We start from the raw sequence: 19525 nt of genomic DNA, 5'->3' as shown, positions 1-19525 counted from the left end.
TTTCGGTCGTTACTGCTGGTCGAAATCTTCGGTGTCTTCTGGTTCGGGATCGGGGGTGATCCAGGCGAGAATCATTGCGGGGGAGCAGATGCCGGTCATCAGTGCCGCCAGCGTCCATCCGCCGCCTGCGTAGGCGAGGCGGGGCATCTCGTCGTTCGCCGTCGACAGGAATATCGACGCGAATGCTGCTGCCAGAACCAGCGTCTGTGTGATGGTCAGGCCGATGGATCGAGCTTCGTTGCGTTGCTGCACTTCCCACTCGTCGAGTGCTCCGACCGGTGCATCGCCGTGCCGGCCGGAGACCGTTTGCAGCGATGTCCAGATCGGAAGAAACAGCAGTGCAGCCGGTACCCATCCGATTGCGAACCACTTGGAGAACAGGCTGCCGATGCTGACGACGAAGAACGAGAAGAGGAGTACAGCCACCGCAACAACGAGGATTCGGCGACGATGCTGGGTTCGCCACGCGGGAAGCCAATGGCGTGTCTTGGCGTCGTTCTCGAGAAATCGGCGGGTCCGATAGGCCTGATAGCGGGTGAGGATGTCGGGTTGCGGGGTCATGGTCTCAGCCGTCCTCGGGGTCGGGGTCGGGGGTAGTCCATGCGAGAAGCATTGCGGGGGTCGTCCCTCCGGTGAGCAGTGCAGTCAGGACGAGTGCTCCACCGGAGATACCGAGATTCGTTGCCCCGAAGGCGGATCCGATGAGCAAGTACGCTCCAGTCGCGGTGCCCAAGACCTGAGTGACCGTCAGGCCGATGGATCGGGCTTCGTTGCGGAGCTGGACTTCGAGCTCGTCGAGCGCATCCACCGGGGCTTCGGCGCGCCGATTCGACACGATGCCGAGGACGATTGCCGCGAACGTGAACACGATGTAGCAGATTCCCCAGGATCCGATCGCCCAGTCGAACACCGGTTCCGAGAGTGCGAATCCCGCAGATGCCGCGAGCAGTACCAGAAGGAACGCAACGAAGGCTCGGCGTCGTTTCTGGGGTCGCAGTCCCGGTAGCCAGTTCGCATAGGTCCTTTCGTTCTCCAGGAATACTCTCGTGCGGGCTTCCTGATACCTGCTGAAGATGCTGGGACTTGTGTTCATCGGTCCTTCTCCCTTCGGAAGAGTTCGGCCGAGAGTGGTCCGAGTTCGGTGCGTGAGAACACCGCTTCGATCGGCAGGTCGAAGACGTCGCAGATGCGCATCGCGAGGTCCAAGCTCGGGTAGTGGTCGCCTCGTTCGAGGGCACCCACCGTCTGCGGGTTCACCTCGACGAGTTCGGCCAGTTGTGCGCGGCTCATCTTTCGTTCTGCCCGCAGAACACCCACCCTGTTGTAGATCGGGAGCGCGGTACCGCGCTTGACGGGGCTCATGACAATGAAGTGTTGTATAAACCCAACGATCTGTCAACGGGTAATAACGGATTGCTTCAGCGGGCTACGTTTCCTGTTGTTCCCGGGCGTCGGCAACGATGGCGCGCATCGTCGTCAGGAACTCGTCGATCGTTGCCCGCTGCTCGGGTGTGAAGCGCGCCAGCTCGTCGACTGCTCGGCCGATGACGGGGCCGAAGAACGTGGTGCCGAGTTCCGAGGCATGAGCGGTCACGCGCAGCAGTACTCGCCGGCGATCAGATGGGTCCGCTTCGCGTGATACCAAGTCGCGCTTGCTCATTCGATCGACCAGGGCTGTGACCGACGCGGATTCCAGGCCTAGCTGGGTGCCGAGCCAGCCGGGCGTGGCGCGCGTTCCGGCTCGGTCCGCGTCGAGGAGACAGATCAGCGCCCGGATATCCGTCGGGTGGAGCGCATGTCTCTGCGCGAACTCCGCGCCCAGAAGATCGAGGTCGACCGTCAGTGCGCGTAGCTGATGGACGGCAGAAGCGGGCTCGGTCATGTGCTGATCCCTCGGTGGATGCTGGACGGACAGTGTCTCCATTGTCTACTATCTCGATCATCGAGAGAAGTGAGGGTTGCCGTGACAGTGGACAATTTTTATGCCGCCTACGACCGACTGCTGAAGAAATGGCCGGTCGAGGTCGAGGTGATGAATGTGAACACACCGCACGGCACGACCCGAGTGAACGCCTGCGGACCCGTCGACGGTCCGGCGCTGGTTCTACTGCCGGGCGCGGGCGCGACGTCGACCGTCTGGTTCGCCAACGTTGCAGCGCTCTCGCAGCACTATCGGGTGTACGCGGTGGACCTGATGGGCGACGCCGGTCGGAGCGTGCCGGGTGACCAGTCCATCGACTCCGTGGACGAGCTGCTGAACTGGGTGACGGCGGTGCTGGATGAGCTGAAGCTGCCCACCGCGGCGCTCTGCGGCCACTCCTACGGCGCGATGATCGCTCTGGCGTACGCCCTGCGCAACGAGAACCGCGTCGACGCACTGACCCTGCTCGATCCCAATTCCTGCTTCGGCTCCATGAGTCCGCGGTACCTGCTTCACGCCCTGCCGATTCTGCTGTCTCCCAACGAGAAACGGCAGCTTACTTTCGGCCGATGGGAAACCGACGGCGCGCGGCTGGATTCGGATTGGCTCGACGTACTTGCTCTGGGAGCCGCGCATGCCCCGACCACAAAAACCATTGTTCCGAAACGGCCGAAACCTGCCGCGTTCGACAACTTCGGTGTGCGCACCACAGTGGTCCTCGCAGGGAAAGGGAAGGTGCACAACGCGGTCCGCATCGAGGCGGCAGTCCGAACGGTTCTGCCCACAGCGAGGACGGTAATCCTGGACAACGCAACGCATCACACATTGCCGATGCTTCCCGCAGCCGAGGTGAACGAGATTCTGCTGAGCTGAGTGAATCGGGTGCTGCCCCTTACAGTTCCGACAGCTGCCCGTCGGCCATCGTCCAGTGACGAGTGCTGCGGACCGTGTCGAGCATTCGGCGGTCGTGGGTCACCAGCAGCAGGGTTCCCTCGAAGTTCTCCATCGCACGTTCGAGTTGCTCGATGGCGGGCAGATCGAGGTGGTTGGTCGGCTCGTCCAAGACGAGCAGATTCACGCCGCGGGCCTGCAGCAATGCGAGCGCGGCGCGGGTTCGCTCACCGGGCGAGAGTGAGGACGCGGGCCGGAGTGCGTCGTCGCCGCGCAGTCCGAACTTGGCCAGCAATGTACGCACCTCGGCGTCGGGCCACTCGGGAACCGCTGCGCTCAAGGCATCGGATACGGTGCCCTCTCCGACGAAATATGCTCGTGCCTGGTCGATTTCACCGACGGCGACTCCGGATCCCAGTGAGGCCGTGCCCTCGTCCGGGCTGAGCCTGCCCAGCAGTACCGACAGCAACGTCGTCTTGCCGGAGCCGTTGGGCCCGGTGATCAGGATTCGATCGCCCCACTCGATCTGCGTCGTCACCGGTCCGAATGTGAACCCTGATCGCCGGACGACAGCACCGCCCAACACCGAGACAACGGTGCCGCTGCGGGGAGCTGCCGCAATCTCCATTCGCAGCTCCCATTCCTTGCGCGGTTCCTCGACCACCTCGAGTCGCTCGATGCGGCGCTGTGTCTGACGGGCTTTCGCGGCTTGCTTCTCTGTCGACTCGGCGCGGGTCTTGCGGGCTATCTTGTCGTTGTCGGTGGCCTTGCGGCGCGCATTGCGCACCCCTGACTCCATCCAGTTCCGCTGCATCTGCGCCCGAGACTCCAACGCCGACTTGGTGTCCGCGAACTCGTCGTACTTCTCCCGCGCATGCTGGCGCGCAATCTCGCGTTCTGCCAGATAGGACTGGTAGCTGCCGTCGTACACATCGATGCGACGCTGAGCTCGATCGAGCTCGACGACGCCCGTCACCGTCCGCGCCAGGAATTCACGATCGTGACTGACGACGACGATCGCCGCACGCGTCGCGACGACGAACTGCTCCAGTTGCTCGAGGCCCGCCAGATCGAGGTCGTTGGTCGGCTCGTCGAGCAGAAGAATGTCGTAGCGGGCGAGCAGAATCGCCGCGAGCCCCGCGCGGGCGGCCTGCCCACCGGACAGCGCCGTCATGAGCGCAGACCCGTCGACCTCCAGACCGAGATCCGCCAGCACCTTCGCCGTGCGCTCCGCCAGATCCGCGCCGCCGAGGGCCAGCCACTTCTCCAGCGCTGGGGTGTAGAGGTCCTCGTCACTCGAACCAAGAGCCTCGGCGGCCTCGTTCATCGTGGATTCGGCCGCTGTGACTCCAGTCCGTCGACCGAGAAAATCCAGCACCGTTTCCCCGGCTATCCGCTCGGGTTCCTGCGCCAGATAGCCGACGGTCGCGTCGGGTGGGCTGGTGTAGATCTCACCCTCGTGATCGGCCGTCCCCACCCCGGCGAGCAACGTCAACAACGTCGACTTACCTGCACCGTTGGCCCCGACGAGCCCGATCACATCACCCTCGGTCACCGTCAGATCCAGGCCGGAGAACAGGGTTCGATCGCCGTGGAACGCGGCGAGATCATCGATACGAAGCGTTGCGGTCACACCGAAACTCTATGGCCCGGGAACAACACCACCCCACCCACCGTTGCCATTCGTATGACGTATTCAGCCGAGACCAGTACTGTCCCGACCATCGTGCTCAACGACGGCACGTCCATTCCCCAGCTCGGGTTCGGTGTATGGCAGGTTCCCGATGACGGTGCCCAGGCCGCAGTGGCCGAGGCTCTGAAGGTCGGATACCGCAGCATCGACACCGCCAAGGTGTACGAGAACGAGGCCGGCACCGGCAAGGCGATCGCGGAGTCCGGCATCGCCCGCGACGAGCTGTTCATCACCACCAAGTTGTGGAACGACGATCAGGGCTACGACTCCACGTTGACGGCGTTCGACGCGAGCATGGATCGCCTCGGACTCGAGTACCTCGACCTGTACCTCATTCACTGGCAGCAGCTCGATCGCGACCAGTACATCGACACCTTCAAGGCGTTCCAGAAGCTCAAGGCCGACGGCCGGATCGGTTCGATCGGCGTCTCCAATTTCACCATTCCCACCCTCGAGAAGCTGATCGACGCGGTCGGTGAGACGCCGTCGATCAACCAGATCGAGCTGCACCCGCGCTTCATCCAGGAAGAGCTTCGCGCTTTCCACACCTCGAAGGGCATCGCCACCGAGGCCTGGAGCCCGCTCGGCTCCGGCACCGTTCTGGACGATCCGGCCTTCGCGCCCATCGCCGAGGCGCACGGAGTCACCCCTGCCCAGGTGATCCTGCGCTGGCACATCCAGCTCGGCAACGTAGTGATCCCCAAGTCGGTCACCCCCGAGCGCATTGCCAGCAACTTCGACGTGTTCGGCTTCGAGCTGAGCAACGACGAAATTCAGCAGATCAATGCGCTGGACTCCGCCGACGGCCGCACCGGCCCGGACCCGGACAAGTTCAGCAGCTGACCTGTCACGTTCCAGGCACGTCAGGGGCCTAGTCTGTACTCATGTCCGATTCGCTCGCAGGCAAGACCGTTGCCCTCACCGCCGAGCGACGTGCAGACGAATTGGCCACCATGCTCGAACGCCGCGGCGCGAACATCGTTCACGCCGCGGCGATTCACGTTCTGCCCCTGATCGACGACTCGGAGCTGAAGTCCGCCACCGAGGGCATCGTCGAGCGACCACCGCAGATCGTCGTGATCAGTACCGGCATCGGTTTTCGGGGTTGGCTCGACGCGGCGGCCGACTGGGGTATCCGCGAAGACCTTCTGACAGCACTGAGTCACACGCGGATCATTGCCCGAGGTCCCAAGGCGCGCGGGGCAATTCGTGGCACGGGGCTTCGTGAAGAGTGGTCGCCGGCCACCGAGGCCTCGCAGGAAGTCTCCGATCATCTTGCCGCCGAAGGTGTTTCCGGAGTGGACGTCGCAGTTCAGCTGCACGGAGTCATCACCGAATGGGAACCGACGATCCACCTGAGCGACGCGCTGAGCGAACTCGGTGCGCACGTCAGACCGATCCCGGTGTACCGCTGGATCCGTCCCGTCGATCAGGCTCCACTCATCGACTTGCTGTCGCAGATCATCGAGCACCGCGTGGACGCGGTGACATTTACCAGCGCCCCCGCCGTCGCGTCCCTGCTCTCTACCGCGAAGGACAACGGCCTGCTCGACGCCTTCCTGGACGCGCTTCGAGGCCCCGTCGCCGCGATTTGCGTGGGGCCGGTGACGTCGGCGCCGTTGGATGCGTTGGACGTCCCGACGTCGATGCCGAGCCGGGCACGATTGGGAGCGCTGGCGAAGTTCGTGACCGAGCGGCTCGCCTCGCCGTAAAGACCTCGCCGTAAAGACTCAGCCCAGCGTTTCCAGCAGCTCCGTCACCGCGGCTCGTCCCGCGCGATTGGCTCCGATCGTGCTCGCGGACGGCCCGTAGCCGAGCAAGTGGACGCGATGGTTTGCTGCCACTCGAGTGGCGAGTCGACCGTCCATGACGATTCCTCCGCCGTGCCCGCGCAAGCGCAGAGGGGCCAGGTGGTCGAGTGCGCTGCGAAAACCGGTGGCCCACAGAATCACGTCGGCGCGTTGACTCGATCCGTCGTCCCACACCACCGAATCTGCGGTGATCCTCGAGAACATCGGCCTGCGCTCGAGCGCGCCGCGCTCGCGTGCGGCGGCCAACGACGGCGTCAGCAACAGCCCGGTCACCGATACGACCGAGCCCGGTGGCAGGCCCGCCCGCACCCTCTCCTCGACCATCGCCACGGCCGTGCGTCCGGCATTCTGATCGAACTCACCGTCCCGGAACACCGGTGGTCGGCGGGTCACCCACGTTGTGGTCGTCACCCGGGAAATCTCGTCGAGCAGCTGGACGGCCGAGATCCCGCCGCCCACCACCACCACGTGCTTGCCGGTGAACTCGTCGGCCGTCCGGTAATCCTTCGTGTGCAATTGCCTGCCGGTGAACGTCTCGGCTCCGTCGTAATGCGGAACGAACGGCTTCTCCCACGTTCCTGTGGCATTGATCAATCCCTCGGCCATGACGACCGTCTCCCCGGCCTCGACCCGGAAGAGAGGTTCGCGATCGCACACGACGGTCACCGTGACGGGCCGTCGAACATGCAGTTCGAAGCGGTCCTCGTACTCGCGGTAGTAGCGGGGGACTGCCTCGGCGGCCGGAATGGTGTCGGCCGGCTCGTCGCCCAGCGTTTCGGCGAAGGTCATACCGGGCAGGTCGTGTACCCCGTTGACGGTGCTCAGCGTCAACGACGGCCACCGGAACTGCCAGGCGCCGCCGGGGCCGGGGGCGCTGTCCAGCATCACGAAGCCTGCGCCTGCATCCAGGCCTGCTCGATGGAGGTGGTAGCCGGCCGAGAGTCCGGCCTGCCCCGCGCCGATGACGGCAACTCGAGTGTCGATCACGCCTATCAGTAGATCAGCCACCCAGTAGGTAAAACCGGTACTGGTCGGTAACCTCTGCTCTCGTGATCGGACTCTCTCGTGACGGCGATGTCGTCACTCTCGAATTGCAGCGCCCGGATCGACGCAATGCGTTGAACACGGAGCTGTGTCTTGCGGTGCGCCACGGTGTGGAACAGGCCGAGCGGGACGGGGCGCGGGTTCTCGTCATCACCGGTCAGGGCACCAGCTTCTGCGCAGGTGCGGATCTGACCGGCGACGCGTTTCCCGAGTCGTTCGGGCAGATCCTCGAAGAGATGCTGACGGCGATCGAACGCACCTCGATTCCGGTGGTGGCTGCGGTGAACGGCCCGGCCGTGGGTGCGGGGACGCAGCTGGCGATCGCCTGCGATCTTCGGGTCGTGGCGCCGGGCAGTTTCTTCGAGATTCCGTCGACGCGCCTCGGTATCGCGGTGAGCAACTGGACCATCCGGCGGTTGGCTGCGCTCGCAGGTGGGGGAGTGGCACGCACGATCCTGCTGGGCGGGGAGCGGGTGCACGCCGAGCAGGCGTACACGTGCGGTTTGGCCAACAAACTCGGCGATCTCGCGGTTGCAACGCAGTGGGCCGAGTCGATCACCGAACTCGCTCCGCTGGCCCTGAAACACCTCAAGCTCGTGTTCAACGACGACGAGATGCGCGATGATCCGACGCCGGAGCAGCATGCGGCGTTCGAGGCCGCGTGGAGCAGCGAGGACATGAAGGAAGCGCGACGGGCACGTGCCGAGAAGCGCAAGCCGAAGTTCGTGGGCAAGTGATCACCGGAGCGCCCGATGCGGGCGATACCGCCTGGCTGCTGGCCAGTACTGCGCTGGTGCTGCTGATGACGCCAGGCCTGGCCTTCTTCTACGGCGGCATGGTGCGCTCGAAGAGTGTGCTGAACATGATGATGATGAGCCTGTCGGCCATCGCCGTGGTGTGGCTGCTGTGGTTGGTGTTCGGCTACTCGATGGTGTTCGGCGACAACGTGATCGGGGGGTGGATCGGAAACCCGTTGCAGTACGCCGGTTTCGAGGGTCTGTTGGGCGGGGTCTACACCTCGGCCGGGGGAGCGGTGTCGATTCCGCTGGTGGGAACCGTTCCTGCACTGGTGTTCGCGGCGTTCCAGGCCGGATTCGCCATGGTGACGGTGGCGCTGATATCCGGCGCTGTCGCAGACCGGATGCGGTTCGTTCCCTGGGTGCTGTTCGCGGCGTTGTGGTCGACCCTCGTGTATTTCCCTGTGGCGCACTGGGTGTTCTCGCTCGACGGGCTCACCAGTGAGTTCGGCGGATGGGTGACGAACAGGCTCGGCGCGATCGACTTCGCTGGTGGTACCGCGGTGGAGATCAACGCAGGCGTCGCCGGGCTGGTGCTCGCGCTCGTGGTCGGCAAGCGTCGCGGCTGGCCGCGAGATCCCATGCGCCCGCACAACCTTCCGGCCGTCATGCTCGGTGCCGGGTTGCTGTGGTTCGGTTGGTTCGGCTTCAACGCGGGATCGTCGTTGGCTGCGGACGGCGTCGCCGCAGTGGCCCTGGTGAACACGATGGGTGCCGGAGCGATGTCCATGGCGGCGTGGCTCGTCGTCGAGAAGTGGCGAGACGGTCACGCCACGTCGTTCGGCGCGGCGTCGGGCGTCGTGGCCGGTCTGGTGGCCATCACACCGTCGTGCGCAGCGGTCACTCCGATCGGTGCCGCGGCGATCGGCATCGCGTCGGGTGCCTTGTGTGCTCTGGCAATCGGCCTCAAATACCGCTTCGGTTACGACGATTCGCTCGACGTCGTCGGCGTGCACCTCGTCGGTGGCATCGTCGGCACGCTGATGATCGGGCTCGTTGCCAGCGCGCAGATGCCGGCGGGTGTGGACGGGCTGTTCTACGGCGGCGGCCTGCATCAGTTGGGGGTGCAGGCGATCGCGGTGGTCGCGGTGTTCGTCTACTGCGCGGTGGTCACCACCGGAATCGCGTTCGCGATCAAGGCTGTCATGGGTGTGCGCGCCGACGCGCAGCACGAAGCCGACGGCCTCGACGAGCACGAGCATGCCGAGTCCGCCTACGACTTCGGAGTGGGTCACGGGGGCAGCAACAAGCCTGGTCTTTTCGGTAAGTAGGGGCAACCCGTACACGCCCTTTACGAACCGATCGGTCGTTGAAAGTCGTTCTGTCCCTTTCGGGTTGATGCGATCGATCGTTGTTCGATTCGACCCCGTTCGTTCATCTTCGGTTCGCCTCGACCGCTTGTTGGCCCCATAGTTTTTCGCTGCTCGACATCGAGTGATGGACACGACGAAAGACTGAGGAACATGAAGCTGACTCGATTCGCGGCAACGTCCGCATTGGTCATTGCAGCGATGACGACCGCCATGGGCACCGCCTATGCCGATCCGGCACCGGCTCCCGCTGCTGCCGTCGGTTGGAACGTCACCCAGGCCGGCAACCAGGTCCTCGTCGACACGACGGCCGGCACCCTGAGCAACGAAGACAACCACCTCGTCGTCCGCGATTCCAGTGGTGCCGTGGTCGACTCGGTGCCGCTGGCCATTGCCGCCGACGGATTCTCGCACCCCGTCGCCGCCGTGATCGACGGTAACCACGCCACCCTGACCGCCGATGTCTCGCCTGCCGCGGCAACCCCGGTCTCCACCTCTCTCCCCGGCCTGCAGCAGGTCGACCTGCCCGCCGCAGTTGCTGGTGTCAAGGACAACCTCAGCCTCACGGCCTCGGTCGGTGGATTCCTCGGTGCTGCAACCGGAATCGTCGGCGGATGCCTCCTCGGAATCATCACCGGAGTCGTCGTGACTGCACCGGTTGCAACTCTTCTCGGAGCCGGCCCCATCGGCGGCTGCGTCATCGGCGCAATCGCCCTCGGTGCCATCGGATCGCTCGCCGGCACCTCCGCCGGTGGCCTCGGCGCGGTCATCGGTAACGCCGGACAGTTCATCCAGCTGCTCAACGCTCCGCCCGCAGTCAAGAAGTAACACCTCCTCGACAACAGTGCTGTGGCCCGCATCGGATATCCGGTGCGGGCCACAGTCGTCGAAAGGTCTAGCGTGCCAGGGCGAGATCCCCCACGTGAGTACGCCGAGCGGTTGTCACGAGTTCGACGACGGCCTCCGCCACCTCGTGCGCTCGTTCGAGAATCACCATGTGCCCGGCCTGCGCGACGCGCACCAGCCGTGCGTCGGGAAGATGGGCGGCAAGGGTTTCCGAGTGCCGCATCGGCGTCATCAGGTCGTCCGAGCCGCACAGCACCAGAGTGGGAATGGAGGCGAGTGCCGCCAGGCCGGCGACCTCGTCGAGGCCTCGAAACGCGCCGAGAAACCCGGCCATCGTCACGATGGACGTGTCGCCGAGCATGGCCGTCGCCAGCGTGACCACCCGCGGGCTGACTTTGCGGGAGCCGCATCCCGCCGTCCTGACGATGGGGGCACAGACCCCGCGACTGAGCCTCTTGGCACCCGACATCAGTCGAGGGGCGCGTCGAACAGCCGCCTGAAATGCCGACACGGCCGGATGCGCGAGGCAACTACTGAGCCCGTCGTCGGTGATCCCGCCGGCGGACGTCGCGATCAACCCGACCCCGACGAGGCGGGAGCCGATGGCGTCCGGGTACTGACGCGCGTAGGAGAGCGCCGTCATGCCGCCCATCGAGTGTCCGATCACGACGAACGGTCCCACCGGGACGACAGCGCGGATCACGTCGGCCAGGTCCTCGCCGAGCTGATCTATGGTGCAGCTCTCCGGCACGGCCGCGCTCGACTCCCCGTGACCGCGGTGGTCGTACATCACGATTCGGACGTCGTCTCCCCACGTGTGTTCCACCTGCCGGCGCAGGTCCGTCCACGACTGCATCCGCAGGCAGTGCCCGTGCACGAACACCGCGGTCAGAGGCGCATTCGGATGTCCGAATTCGCGAACCGCCAGTGCAGTGCCATCGCTCGCAGCGACGGTGCTGCGGCGACCGACCTGATGGGTCTGCTCGCTGATGTTCATGTGCGCTCCGCGGGTGTGAAGGTCACGTGCTGCGACGAGGTTGTTGTCGGGTACTTCGCTCCCGCGACACGCCGTGTTACCTGAATCACATTTTCTTCGGATGTGATAGCCACTGCGACCAAGCCGAGCGGGAATCTGCACCGAAGCACTGATGAGCGTTCAGGTGAGGGCGCGCGTTGCCAGTGAGGAGATCGGCCATGGGCGTGGACAGGCTCGACGAGGTAGTACCGCAGGCCGTCGCGGGAGATCGAACCGCCCTCGAGCAGGTGCTCGTGCTGATCCAGCCGCCGGTACGCAGATATTGCGCCGCCCGAATCGGCAACCTCGACGTCGCCGCCGACGATGTAGTGCAGGACGTTTGCCTCGCCTTGGTCACCGCCATTCCCAAGTACCGCGACATGGGGAAGCCCTTCATGGCCTTCGTGTACGGAATCGCTGCCCACAAGTTGGCCGACGCCGGGCGTAAATCTGTATTGCGACAGACGTTCTCCATCGACGACATGCCCGAGGAGCAGTCTCAGGACGCCGGGCCGGAGCAGCTCGCTCTCGGCGGCGAACTGCGCAGTCACGCGCAGGCGCTGATGGACACTCTGCCGACGAAGTACCGCAAGATCATTCTGATGCGAGTGGTGTGGGGTCTGACGGCACCGCAAACCGGTGCTGCCCTCGGAATGACGGCCGGAGCCGTGCGGGTGGCCCAGCATCGGGCGATGAACATGCTTCGTGCCGAACTGTCGAACTTCTCGCTGCTGGACGCCCGCGCAGTCGCCTGATAGAGCCGCGAAAGCGGGTATTACCAGCGTATGTCCGATTCGTCGGAATGAGTAACAGTAGCTACACATACGCAAGACACTGCGGCAACGTGGCAGACCTACGTTACTGATCCATGACCGCCGTACAGCCTGCGCCGACAGACACCGCGCTGAAAGAGACGCTCGAGGACTACACGCTGCGCTTCGCGCCGCGTAGCTACCGTAAATGGGGAACCGGTGTTGTCGCGACGTCCGCGCTCGGCGGAATCGCGTATCTCGCGGACTTCGCCATCGGTGCCAACATCGGAATCTCGTACGGGACCGGCAACGCGCTCTGGGGCATCCTGGTGTTCGCCGTCGTGATCTTCCTGACCGGGCTCCCGCTCGCCTACTATGCTGCCCGCTACAACATAGACCTCGATTTGATCACTCGGGGAAGCGGATTCGGCTACTACGGGTCGGTGGTCACCAACGTCATCTTTGCGACGTTCACGTTCATCTTCTTTGCGCTCGAGGGTTCGATCATGGCGCAGGGACTCGAACTGGGACTGAGTATTCCGTTGCCCATCGGGTACGCGGTGTCGACGATCATGGTGATCCCGCTGGTCATCTACGGCATGAAAGCCCTTGCCAAACTTCAGGTCTGGACCACCCCGCTGTGGCTGGTGCTGATGGTGCTGCCGTTCGTCTACCTGGTGATCAGCAATCCCGATTCGGTCGGCGAGTTCCTCGCCTTCGGCGGCCAGGACGGGGCCGACGGCAGGGGCGTCAACATCGGATCGGTGATGCTCGCGGCCGGCGTGTGTCTCTCGCTCATCGCGCAGATCGCCGAGCAGATCGACTACCTGCGATTCATGCCGCCCAAGACTCCGGAGAATTCCCGGCGCTGGTGGACTGCAGTGCTTCTCGCCGGACCGGGCTGGGTGATCTTCGGTGCCCTCAAGCAGGTCGTCGGACTCTTCCTCGCCGTGTACCTGATCGCCAACGTCGTCGACGGATCCACCATCGCCAACGAGCCGGTGCACCAGTTCCTGGAGATCTACGAGAACTTCATGCCCGGCTGGCTCGCCATGACGCTCGCGGTGATCCTGGTCGTCATCAGCCAGATCAAGATCAACGTCACCAACGCCTACTCGGGATCACTGGCGTGGACCAACTCCTACACCCGCATCACCAAGACGTACCCGGGCCGGATGGTCTTCGTGCTGTTCAACCTCGCGATCGCACTGATCCTGATGGAAGCCAACATGTTCAGCTTCCTCAACAACATCCTCGGCTTCTACGCCAACTGCGGTATCGCATGGATCGCGGTGGTGGCCTCGGACATCGTGTTCAACAAGTACATCCTGAAGCTCTCGCCCAAGGTGCCCGAGTTCCGACGCGGCATGCTCTACAACATCAACCCGGTCGGCTTCGGATCCATGGCGGCCTCGGCAATACTGTCGATTCTGGTCTTCTTCGGGGCATTCGGATCCGCGATCAAGCCCTACTCGCCGATCGTGGCTCTCGTTCTCGCACTGGTACTTCCACCCATCCTGGCGGTGGCAACCAAGGGCAAGTACTACCTGCGACGCACCGACGACGGGATCGATCTACCGATGTTCGACGAGCACGGCAACCCGTCCGACGAGCTCGTGATGTGCCATGTCAGCGGCATGGAATTCGAGCGACCCGACATGATCGCATCCAACGTGCCGGGGCCGGACGGCGAGAAGCAGTACATCAGTTCGCTCTCGCTGAGCACCGACAAGACGGGGGAGCACATCCTGCCTCCGCAGTGACTGCGGCTGCGCCGCAGTGGTGTGGATATGCCCCGCCTGGGGCACTCGACCACACCACTGCCGCAGGCACTCAGATCGTGCGGGTCAACCGATCGGCGAGCAGCTTGGAGAACTTCGCCGGATCCTTCAGTTCCGTACCCTCGGCGAGAAGTGCCGTTGCGTACAGCAATTCGGCAGTCTCGGCGAGGTGCGGGTCATCACTGCGATCCTCGCGGGCCTTCTTCAATCCCGTCACCAGATCGTGGGTGGGGTTGAGTTCGAGGATCCGCTTGGAGGTCGGCACGAACTGTCCCGAGGCCTTGTACATCTTCTCCAGTTGCGGGGAGAAGCTGAACTCGTCGCCGACGACGCAGGCCGGTGACGTCGTCAGTCGTGTCGACAGACGTACCTCCTTCACGTCCTCGCCGAGGGTATCGGTGAGCCACGTGAGCAGGTCTGCGAATTCCTTGTCCTGCTCCTCGCGCTTGGCCTCGGACTCCTTCTTCTCCTCTTCGGTGTCGAGGTCCACCTCGCCCTTGGCGATGGACTGGAACGACTTTCCGTCGAAGTCGGTGACGTTGCCGACCCACACCTCGTCGACCGAATCGGTGAGCAGCAGCACCTCGAGCCCGCGAGCCTTGAACGCCTCCATGTGCGGCGAGCTCTCGATCTGCTGACGGGATTCGCCCGTCATGTAGTAGATCTGCTGCTGGCCGTCCTTCATCCGGTCCACGTACTCGGCGAGGGTGGTCACGCCCTCCTCGGAGTTGGTGGACGCGAACGACGCGATGCCCAACAGGGTTTCGCGATTGTCGTTGTCGGAGATCAGGCCTTCCTTGAGGACCGTGCCGAACTGCGACCACAGCGTCTTGTACTTGTCGGGCTGCTCGCTCTGCAGTTCCTTGACCGTCGAGAGCACCTTCTTGGTGAGGCGTCGACGGATCGCCCGGATCTGCCGGTCCTGCTGCAGGATCTCGCGAGAGACGTTGAGCGAGAGGTCCGCTGCGTCCACGACACCCTTGACGAAGCGCAGGTACTCGGGCAGCAGTTCCTGCGAGTCGTCCATGATGAACACGCGCTTGACGTACAGGTGCACGCCGGCCTTGCTCTCGCGCATGAAGAGGTCGAACGGCGCCTGCGACGGAATGAACAGCAGCGCTTGGTATTCGAACGTGCCCTCGGCCTTGAACGGGATGACCTCGAGCGGCTCGTCCCAGGCGTGGCTGACGTGCTTGTAGAACTCCTTGTACTCCTCCTCGGACACCTCGTCCTTGGAGCGGGTCCACAGTGCCTTCTGCGAGTTGATCGTTTCGGTCTCGATCGTGACCGTGTCCTCGCTGCCTTCCTCTTCGCTCTTGACGCGCTTCTCGACGTCGATGCGAATGGGCCAGGCGATGAAGTCGGAGTACTTCTTGACCAGTTCCTTGATCTTGCGCTCGGACGCGTAATCGTGGAGGTGGTCCTCCTCGTCGGCCGGCTTGAGGGCCAAGGTCACCGAGGAGCCCTGCGGGGCGTCGTCGACGTCGGTGATCTCGTATGTGCCCTCGCCGGTGGACTCCCACTTGGTGGCAGTGCTCTCGCCTGCCTTGCGGGTGAGCAGCGTGACCTTCTCGGCCACCATGAACGTGGAATAGAAGCCGATGCCGAACTGGCCGATCAATTCCTCGGAAGCAGCTGCATCCTTGGCTTCCTTGAGCTTCTTGCGGACCTCGGCGGTACCGGACTTCGCCAGCGTGCCGATCAGGTCGATCACCTCGGAGCGGGACATGCCGATGCCGTTGTCGCGGATGGTGAGGGTGCGGGCCGCGGAGTCGATATCGATCTCGATGTGCAGATCCGAGACGTCGACGTCCAAGTCCTTGTTGCGGTACGACTCCAGGCGCAGCTTGTCCAGCGCGTCCGAGGAGTTCGAGATCAGTTCACGGAGAAAGCTGTCCTTGTTGGAGTAGATGGAGTGCACCATCAGATCCAGGAGCTGACGCGTCTCCGCCTGGAATTCGAGCTGTTCGGTACTCAATGTCTCCCCTTCTAGCAGCAAAACCGACGCGAATATTCTACGGCAAGGCTACGGGTGAGCTGCGAAGACGTCGGCGCCGCCTACTGTGGTGGCCGTGACGAAGACGAAGTTCGTACTGGGAGCCACGGCAGCGTTGAGCGGGGCATGGTTGGCGCGTGCCCTGTGGGGTCTGCCGTCGGCCATCGGTGCCCGGCGAGTGCACATCACTCCCTACGCCGCCGGGTCCCCGCGATACCGCGATCGCCGGTTCCACAACTCCGACCCCAGTTCCAGCTACGTGCCGGGCCGCGGCGACAAGGGCGAGAGGAACATGTTCGTCTCGCTCGTCACCGAACGCGGCAAGGGCAGGCCGCAGCGGCCGATTCCGTTGGCCCCGCCGATCGCTCCCGTGGACGCGGGCGAGCTTGCGGTCACCTGGTACGGACATTCGAGTGTGCTCATCGAGGTCGACGGCTATCGCGTTCTCGCCGATCCGGTGTGGAGCAATCGCGTGTCCCCGTCCTCGGTGGTGGGTCCGGCGCGGCTGCACCCGACGCCGGTCGAGTTGATCGACCTGCCGCGGGTCGACGCCATCGTGATCTCCCACGATCATTACGACCATCTCGACAAGGCGACGGTGCAGAAGTTGGCGAGCACGCAGTCGGCACCGTTCGTGGTGCCGCTGGGAATCGGAGCGCACCTGCGCAAGTGGCGGGTGCCCGAGGAACGCATCATCGAACTGGACTGGGACGAGCAGACGAACCTCGGTGGCCTCACCGTCACGTGCACCGAGGCTCGGCACTTCTCGGGCCGCGGTCTGACCCGGGACTCGACGCAGTGGGCGTCCTGGGCCTTCGCCGGTCCGGTTCGACGCGTCTTCTTCGGCGGCGACACCGGCTACACACCGAAGTTCGCCGAGATCGGCAGCAACTACGGCCCCTTCGATCTGACGCTTCTTCCCGTCGGTGCCTACGACGTGCGGTGGCCGGACATCCACATGAATCCGGAGGAAGCGGTCACCGCGCACGTGGATCTGACGGCGTCGGGCATCTTCGTGCCTATTCACTGGGCGACGTTCAACCTGGCTTTTCACCCGTGGTCCGAGCCGATCGTGCGCCTGCACGCCGCCGCGCAGGACGTCGGAGTGCAGGTGGCGGTGCCGATGCCGGGGCAGCGCATAGACGGCACGCGAACCCTGCACGACGATCGTTGGTGGTCCCGGCTGGGCTGACCGAACAGGTTTAAGCTGCACGCATGTCTATCGACGCCGATGCGCAGCGTGATGCCGGGCTGACCGAGGCGGAAGTCGCCAGGCTCAAGTCCGAGGGTAAATCGAACGACGTTCCGGCCCGCGCCTCTCGTTCGGTTCGCGACATCGTCCGCGGCAACGTATTCACTCGCATCAACGCAATTCTCGGTGTGCTGTTGATCATCGTGCTCTCGACGGGTTCGGTGATCGATGGCATGTTCGGGCTGTTGATCGTCGCGAACAGTGGCATCGGCATCATTCAGGAGATTCGCGCCAAGCGCACGCTGGATCGGCTGGCGATCGTCGGTCAGAACAAGCCGCAGGTACGACGCGACGGTGTCTCGCAACAGATTCCGCCCGACGAGGTCGTTCTCGGCGACATCGTCGAACTGGGGCCCGGTGATCAGATCGTCGTCGACGGCGAGGTGATCGAGACCGCGAGCCTCGAGATCGACGAGTCGTTGCTCACCGGTGAAGCCGACACGGTGCACAAACTTCAGGCAGCGCAAGTACTTTCGGGCAGCTTCGTGGTCTCGGGCAGCGGTGCATATCGCGCGACGAAGGTGGGGCGCGATGCCTACGCGGCCAAGCTCGCCGAGGAGGCCAGCAAGTTCACCCTGGTCAAGTCCGAGCTGCGTAGCGGTATCGACAAGATCTTGAAGTTCATCACGTACCTGATGATTCCGGCCGGCGCGCTCATCATCTACAACCAATTGTTCTCCAGCGGGCAGGCTTTGAGGCCGGCCCTCAACGGCATGGTGGCAGCGCTCGTTCCGATGGTCCCCGAGGGCCTGGTGCTGATGACGTCGATCGCGTTCGCGGTGGGTGTGATCCGGCTCGGTCAACGGCAATGCCTGGTGCAGGAGCTGCCTGCGATCGAAGGGCTCGCCCGGGTCGACGTGGTGTGCGCCGACAAGACCGGCACGCTCACCGAGAACGGGATGCGGCTACACGAGTTGGTGTTGATCGACGACAGCGATTCCGATTCCGCCACAGCCGCTCTCGCATCTCTGGCGCACGACGACCCGCGGCCCAACGCGAGCGTGCAGGCCGTCGGCGAGGCGTACCCCGACTCGCCGGGGTGGACGCAGAGCGCCGTGGCCCCGTTCTCCTCGGCCAAGAAGTGGAGCGGCCTGTCGTACGGAGAGCACGGAAACTGGCTGCTGGGTGCCCCTGACGTGTTGCTCGACCCGGGCTCCGAGACGGCTCGACTGGCCGAATCCACCGGTTCCAAAGGCCTGCGGGTATTGCTGCTCGCCAGCAGCGACATCCCGGTCGACGCCCCGGATGCGCCCGGTGTCGTCTCCCCGCGTGCGCTGGTGATTCTCGAGCAGAAGGTGCGCGAGGACGCCCGAGAGACGTTGGACTACTTCGCAAGTCAGCACGTCGAGGTGAAGGTCATCTCCGGCGACAATGCCGTCTCGGTCGGTGCGGTTGCCGGGTCGCTCGGCCTACCCGGCGGCGACGCCCCGATCGACGCGCGAGAGCTGCCCGAGGACTCCGAGAAGCTGGCCGACACTCTCGCGAATTCCACCACGTTCGGCCGCGTCCGGCCCGATCAGAAGCGGGCGATGGTGGGCGCGTTGCAATCTCGCGGCCACACGGTCGCCATGACCGGTGACGGCGTCAACGACGTGCTGGCTCTCAAGGACGCCGATATCGGTGTCTCGATGGGCTCGGGAAGTGCGGCCACCCGAGCCGTCGCGCAGATCGTGTTGTTGGACAACAAGTTCGCCACTCTGCCCTACGTCGTGGGGGAGGGGCGACGTGTCATCGGCAACATCGAGCGAGTCTCCAATCTGTTCCTGACCAAGACCGTGTACTCGGTGCTGTTGGCGTTTCTCATCGGGCTCTCGGGTGTGCTTTCGCAGATCTTCCACTTCGAACCGATTCCGTATCCGTTCCTGCCGCGACACGTGACGATCGCGGCGTGGTTCACCATCGGCATTCCGGCGTTCGTGCTCTCGCTCGCGCCCAACAACGAGCGGGCACGCAGCGGATTCGTCTCACGGGTGATGCGGCTGGCCGTCCCGTCCGGGCTGATCGTCGGTTCGTGCACGTTCGTGTCCTACCTGCTGGTGTACGCGGGCCCCAACGCCACCGAGGCTCAGGTGACGCAGGCCAGCACGACCGCGCTGATCACCTTGATCATGATCGCGCTGTGGGTGTTGGCCGTCGTCGCACGGCCGTACAACTGGTGGAAGATCCTGCTTCTCGCCGGATCGGTCGGAGGTTACCTGTTGCTGTTCGCAATCCCGTTCTGCCGTACCTTCTTCAAGCTCGACCCGTCCAACATCGGAGCCACCACCAGTGCATTGATCATCGGCGGCATCGGAATCGCGCTCGTCGAGGTTGCGCACCGGTTCGGATCGGCACTGCGCAATCGAACATCACTACGCAACACGCAGTACAAAACGTAAGCTTCCAGGTGTTCGATCATTCCAGCGACAGGAGACAG

General features: G+C 64.2%; 18 protein-coding genes. 10 read left to right on the top strand and 8 right to left on the bottom strand.

Translation table 11 applies throughout. From position 1 onward, the window contains the following. Positions 1–9: 9 nt before the first annotated feature. The 4 genes from CH305_RS02595 to CH305_RS02580 form a co-directional block, all read right to left on the bottom strand. Complete coding sequence (locus CH305_RS02595; RefSeq protein WP_094702480.1) at positions 10–561, bottom strand: hypothetical protein; 552 nt, start codon at positions 559–561, stop codon at positions 10–12. Between the two features lie 4 nt (positions 562–565). After that, complete coding sequence (locus CH305_RS02590; RefSeq protein WP_094702478.1) at positions 566–1093, bottom strand: hypothetical protein; 528 nt, start codon at positions 1091–1093, stop codon at positions 566–568. Further along, positions 1090–1362 carry a helix-turn-helix transcriptional regulator gene (locus CH305_RS02585; protein WP_032404377.1) on the bottom strand — a complete coding sequence of 91 codons (273 nt, stop codon included), beginning with the start codon at positions 1360–1362 and terminating at the stop codon, positions 1090–1092. The genes CH305_RS02590 and CH305_RS02585 overlap by 4 nt, the downstream gene beginning before the upstream one ends. A 64-nt stretch (positions 1363–1426) precedes the next feature. Continuing rightward, entirely contained in the window at positions 1427–1882 is a 456-nt protein-coding gene (locus tag CH305_RS02580; RefSeq protein WP_094702476.1) for a MarR family winged helix-turn-helix transcriptional regulator, read from the bottom strand. 81 nt (positions 1883–1963) lie between these two features. Here CH305_RS02580 and CH305_RS02575 point away from each other — a divergent pair, with 81 nt between their 5' ends. After that, a complete protein-coding gene (locus CH305_RS02575) occupies positions 1964–2794 on the top strand; it encodes an alpha/beta fold hydrolase (RefSeq protein WP_256983477.1) in 831 nt (276 codons plus the stop codon). 19 nt (positions 2795–2813) lie between these two features. On the opposite strand, the gene CH305_RS02570 is transcribed toward CH305_RS02575, so the two are convergent. Then, a complete protein-coding gene (locus CH305_RS02570) occupies positions 2814–4445 on the bottom strand; it encodes an ABC-F family ATP-binding cassette domain-containing protein (protein ID WP_094702474.1) in 1632 nt (543 codons plus the stop codon). A gap of 54 nt (positions 4446–4499) precedes the next feature. On the opposite strand from CH305_RS02570, the gene CH305_RS02565 reads away from it, so the two are divergent. Together CH305_RS02565 and CH305_RS02560 are read left to right on the top strand one after the other, a co-directional pair. Further along, positions 4500–5348: an aldo/keto reductase gene (locus CH305_RS02565; RefSeq protein ID WP_094702472.1), complete on the top strand. Its 849-nt coding sequence runs from the start codon at positions 4500–4502 to the stop codon at positions 5346–5348. A 41-nt stretch (positions 5349–5389) separates the two neighbouring features. Next, positions 5390–6217, top strand: coding sequence for a uroporphyrinogen-III synthase (locus CH305_RS02560; protein ID WP_094608342.1), 828 nt, complete (start codon positions 5390–5392; stop codon positions 6215–6217). 18 nt (positions 6218–6235) lie between these two features. Here the strand turns inward: CH305_RS02560 and CH305_RS02555 are convergent, their stop codons facing one another. Continuing rightward, on the bottom strand, positions 6236–7309 hold the full coding sequence (locus CH305_RS02555) for an NAD(P)-binding domain-containing protein (protein WP_094702512.1): 1074 nt from the start codon (positions 7307–7309) through the stop codon (positions 6236–6238). Between the two features lie 56 nt (positions 7310–7365). On the opposite strand from CH305_RS02555, the gene CH305_RS02550 reads away from it, so the two are divergent. From CH305_RS02550 to CH305_RS02540, 3 genes are all read left to right on the top strand, one after another. Beyond that, a complete protein-coding gene (locus tag CH305_RS02550) occupies positions 7366–8097 on the top strand; it encodes an enoyl-CoA hydratase (RefSeq protein WP_094702470.1) in 732 nt (243 codons plus the stop codon). After that, positions 8094–9428 carry an ammonium transporter gene (locus CH305_RS02545; RefSeq protein ID WP_094702468.1) on the top strand — a complete coding sequence of 445 codons (1335 nt, stop codon included), beginning with the start codon at positions 8094–8096 and terminating at the stop codon, positions 9426–9428. Before CH305_RS02550 ends, CH305_RS02545 begins: the two co-directional genes overlap by 4 nt. Positions 9429–9620: 192 nt before the next feature. Beyond that, positions 9621–10295: a hypothetical protein gene (locus CH305_RS02540; RefSeq protein WP_037175505.1), complete on the top strand. Its 675-nt coding sequence runs from the start codon at positions 9621–9623 to the stop codon at positions 10293–10295. Positions 10296–10362: 67 nt separating this feature from the next. On the opposite strand, the gene CH305_RS02535 is transcribed toward CH305_RS02540, so the two are convergent. Next, positions 10363–11310, bottom strand: a complete 948-nt coding sequence (locus tag CH305_RS02535) for an alpha/beta fold hydrolase (protein ID WP_179278155.1) — start codon at positions 11308–11310, stop codon at positions 10363–10365. A 197-nt stretch (positions 11311–11507) separates the two neighbouring features. Here CH305_RS02535 and shbA point away from each other — a divergent pair, with 197 nt between their 5' ends. Beyond that, on the top strand, positions 11508–12083 hold the full coding sequence (gene shbA, locus CH305_RS02530) for an RNA polymerase sigma factor ShbA (RefSeq protein ID WP_037155048.1): 576 nt from the start codon (positions 11508–11510) through the stop codon (positions 12081–12083). A 113-nt stretch (positions 12084–12196) separates the two neighbouring features. After that, positions 12197–13843, top strand: coding sequence for a cytosine permease (locus CH305_RS02525; protein ID WP_094702466.1), 1647 nt, complete (start codon positions 12197–12199; stop codon positions 13841–13843). A 70-nt stretch (positions 13844–13913) separates the two neighbouring features. Here CH305_RS02525 and htpG read toward each other — a convergent pair whose 3' ends face one another. After that, entirely contained in the window at positions 13914–15839 is a 1926-nt protein-coding gene (gene htpG, locus CH305_RS02520; RefSeq protein ID WP_094702464.1) for a molecular chaperone HtpG, read from the bottom strand. A gap of 94 nt (positions 15840–15933) precedes the next feature. On the opposite strand from htpG, the gene CH305_RS02515 reads away from it, so the two are divergent. Together CH305_RS02515 and CH305_RS02510 are read left to right on the top strand one after the other, a co-directional pair. Beyond that, entirely contained in the window at positions 15934–17049 is a 1116-nt protein-coding gene (locus CH305_RS02515; RefSeq protein WP_094702508.1) for an MBL fold metallo-hydrolase, read from the top strand. A 23-nt stretch (positions 17050–17072) separates the two neighbouring features. Next, positions 17073–19487 (top strand): HAD-IC family P-type ATPase, encoded by a 2415-nt coding sequence (locus CH305_RS02510; protein ID WP_094608339.1) that lies wholly within the window; start codon positions 17073–17075, stop codon positions 19485–19487. Positions 19488–19525: the final 38 nt, after the last annotated feature.

Origin of the sequence: Rhodococcus sp. 15-649-2-2, from assembly GCF_002258645.1 — a bacterium.
GTDB lineage: Bacteria > Actinomycetota > Actinomycetes > Mycobacteriales > Mycobacteriaceae > Rhodococcoides.
This window is presented reverse-complemented; position numbering and strand designations above follow the sequence as displayed.

What these genes read in the sequence shown, in the direction of transcription:
- CH305_RS02595 (WP_094702480.1), bottom strand. Translation starts at nt 561, where the DNA reads ATGACCCCGCAACCCGACATCCTCACCCGCTATCAGGCCTATCGGACC.
- CH305_RS02590 (WP_094702478.1), bottom strand. Translation starts at nt 1,093, where the DNA reads ATGAACACAAGTCCCAGCATCTTCAGCAGGTATCAGGAAGCCCGCACG.
- CH305_RS02585 (WP_032404377.1), bottom strand. Translation starts at nt 1,362, where the DNA reads ATGAGCCCCGTCAAGCGCGGTACCGCGCTCCCGATCTACAACAGGGTG.
- CH305_RS02580 (WP_094702476.1), bottom strand. Translation starts at nt 1,882, where the DNA reads ATGACCGAGCCCGCTTCTGCCGTCCATCAGCTACGCGCACTGACGGTC.
- CH305_RS02565 (WP_094702472.1), top strand. Translation starts at nt 4,500, where the DNA reads ATGACGTATTCAGCCGAGACCAGTACTGTCCCGACCATCGTGCTCAAC.
- CH305_RS02560 (WP_094608342.1), top strand. Translation starts at nt 5,390, where the DNA reads ATGTCCGATTCGCTCGCAGGCAAGACCGTTGCCCTCACCGCCGAGCGA.
- CH305_RS02540 (WP_037175505.1), top strand. Translation starts at nt 9,621, where the DNA reads ATGAAGCTGACTCGATTCGCGGCAACGTCCGCATTGGTCATTGCAGCG.
- CH305_RS02535 (WP_179278155.1), bottom strand. Translation starts at nt 11,310, where the DNA reads ATGAACATCAGCGAGCAGACCCATCAGGTCGGTCGCCGCAGCACCGTC.
- shbA (WP_037155048.1), top strand. Translation starts at nt 11,508, where the DNA reads ATGGGCGTGGACAGGCTCGACGAGGTAGTACCGCAGGCCGTCGCGGGA.
- CH305_RS02525 (WP_094702466.1), top strand. Translation starts at nt 12,197, where the DNA reads ATGACCGCCGTACAGCCTGCGCCGACAGACACCGCGCTGAAAGAGACG.
- CH305_RS02510 (WP_094608339.1), top strand. Translation starts at nt 17,073, where the DNA reads ATGTCTATCGACGCCGATGCGCAGCGTGATGCCGGGCTGACCGAGGCG.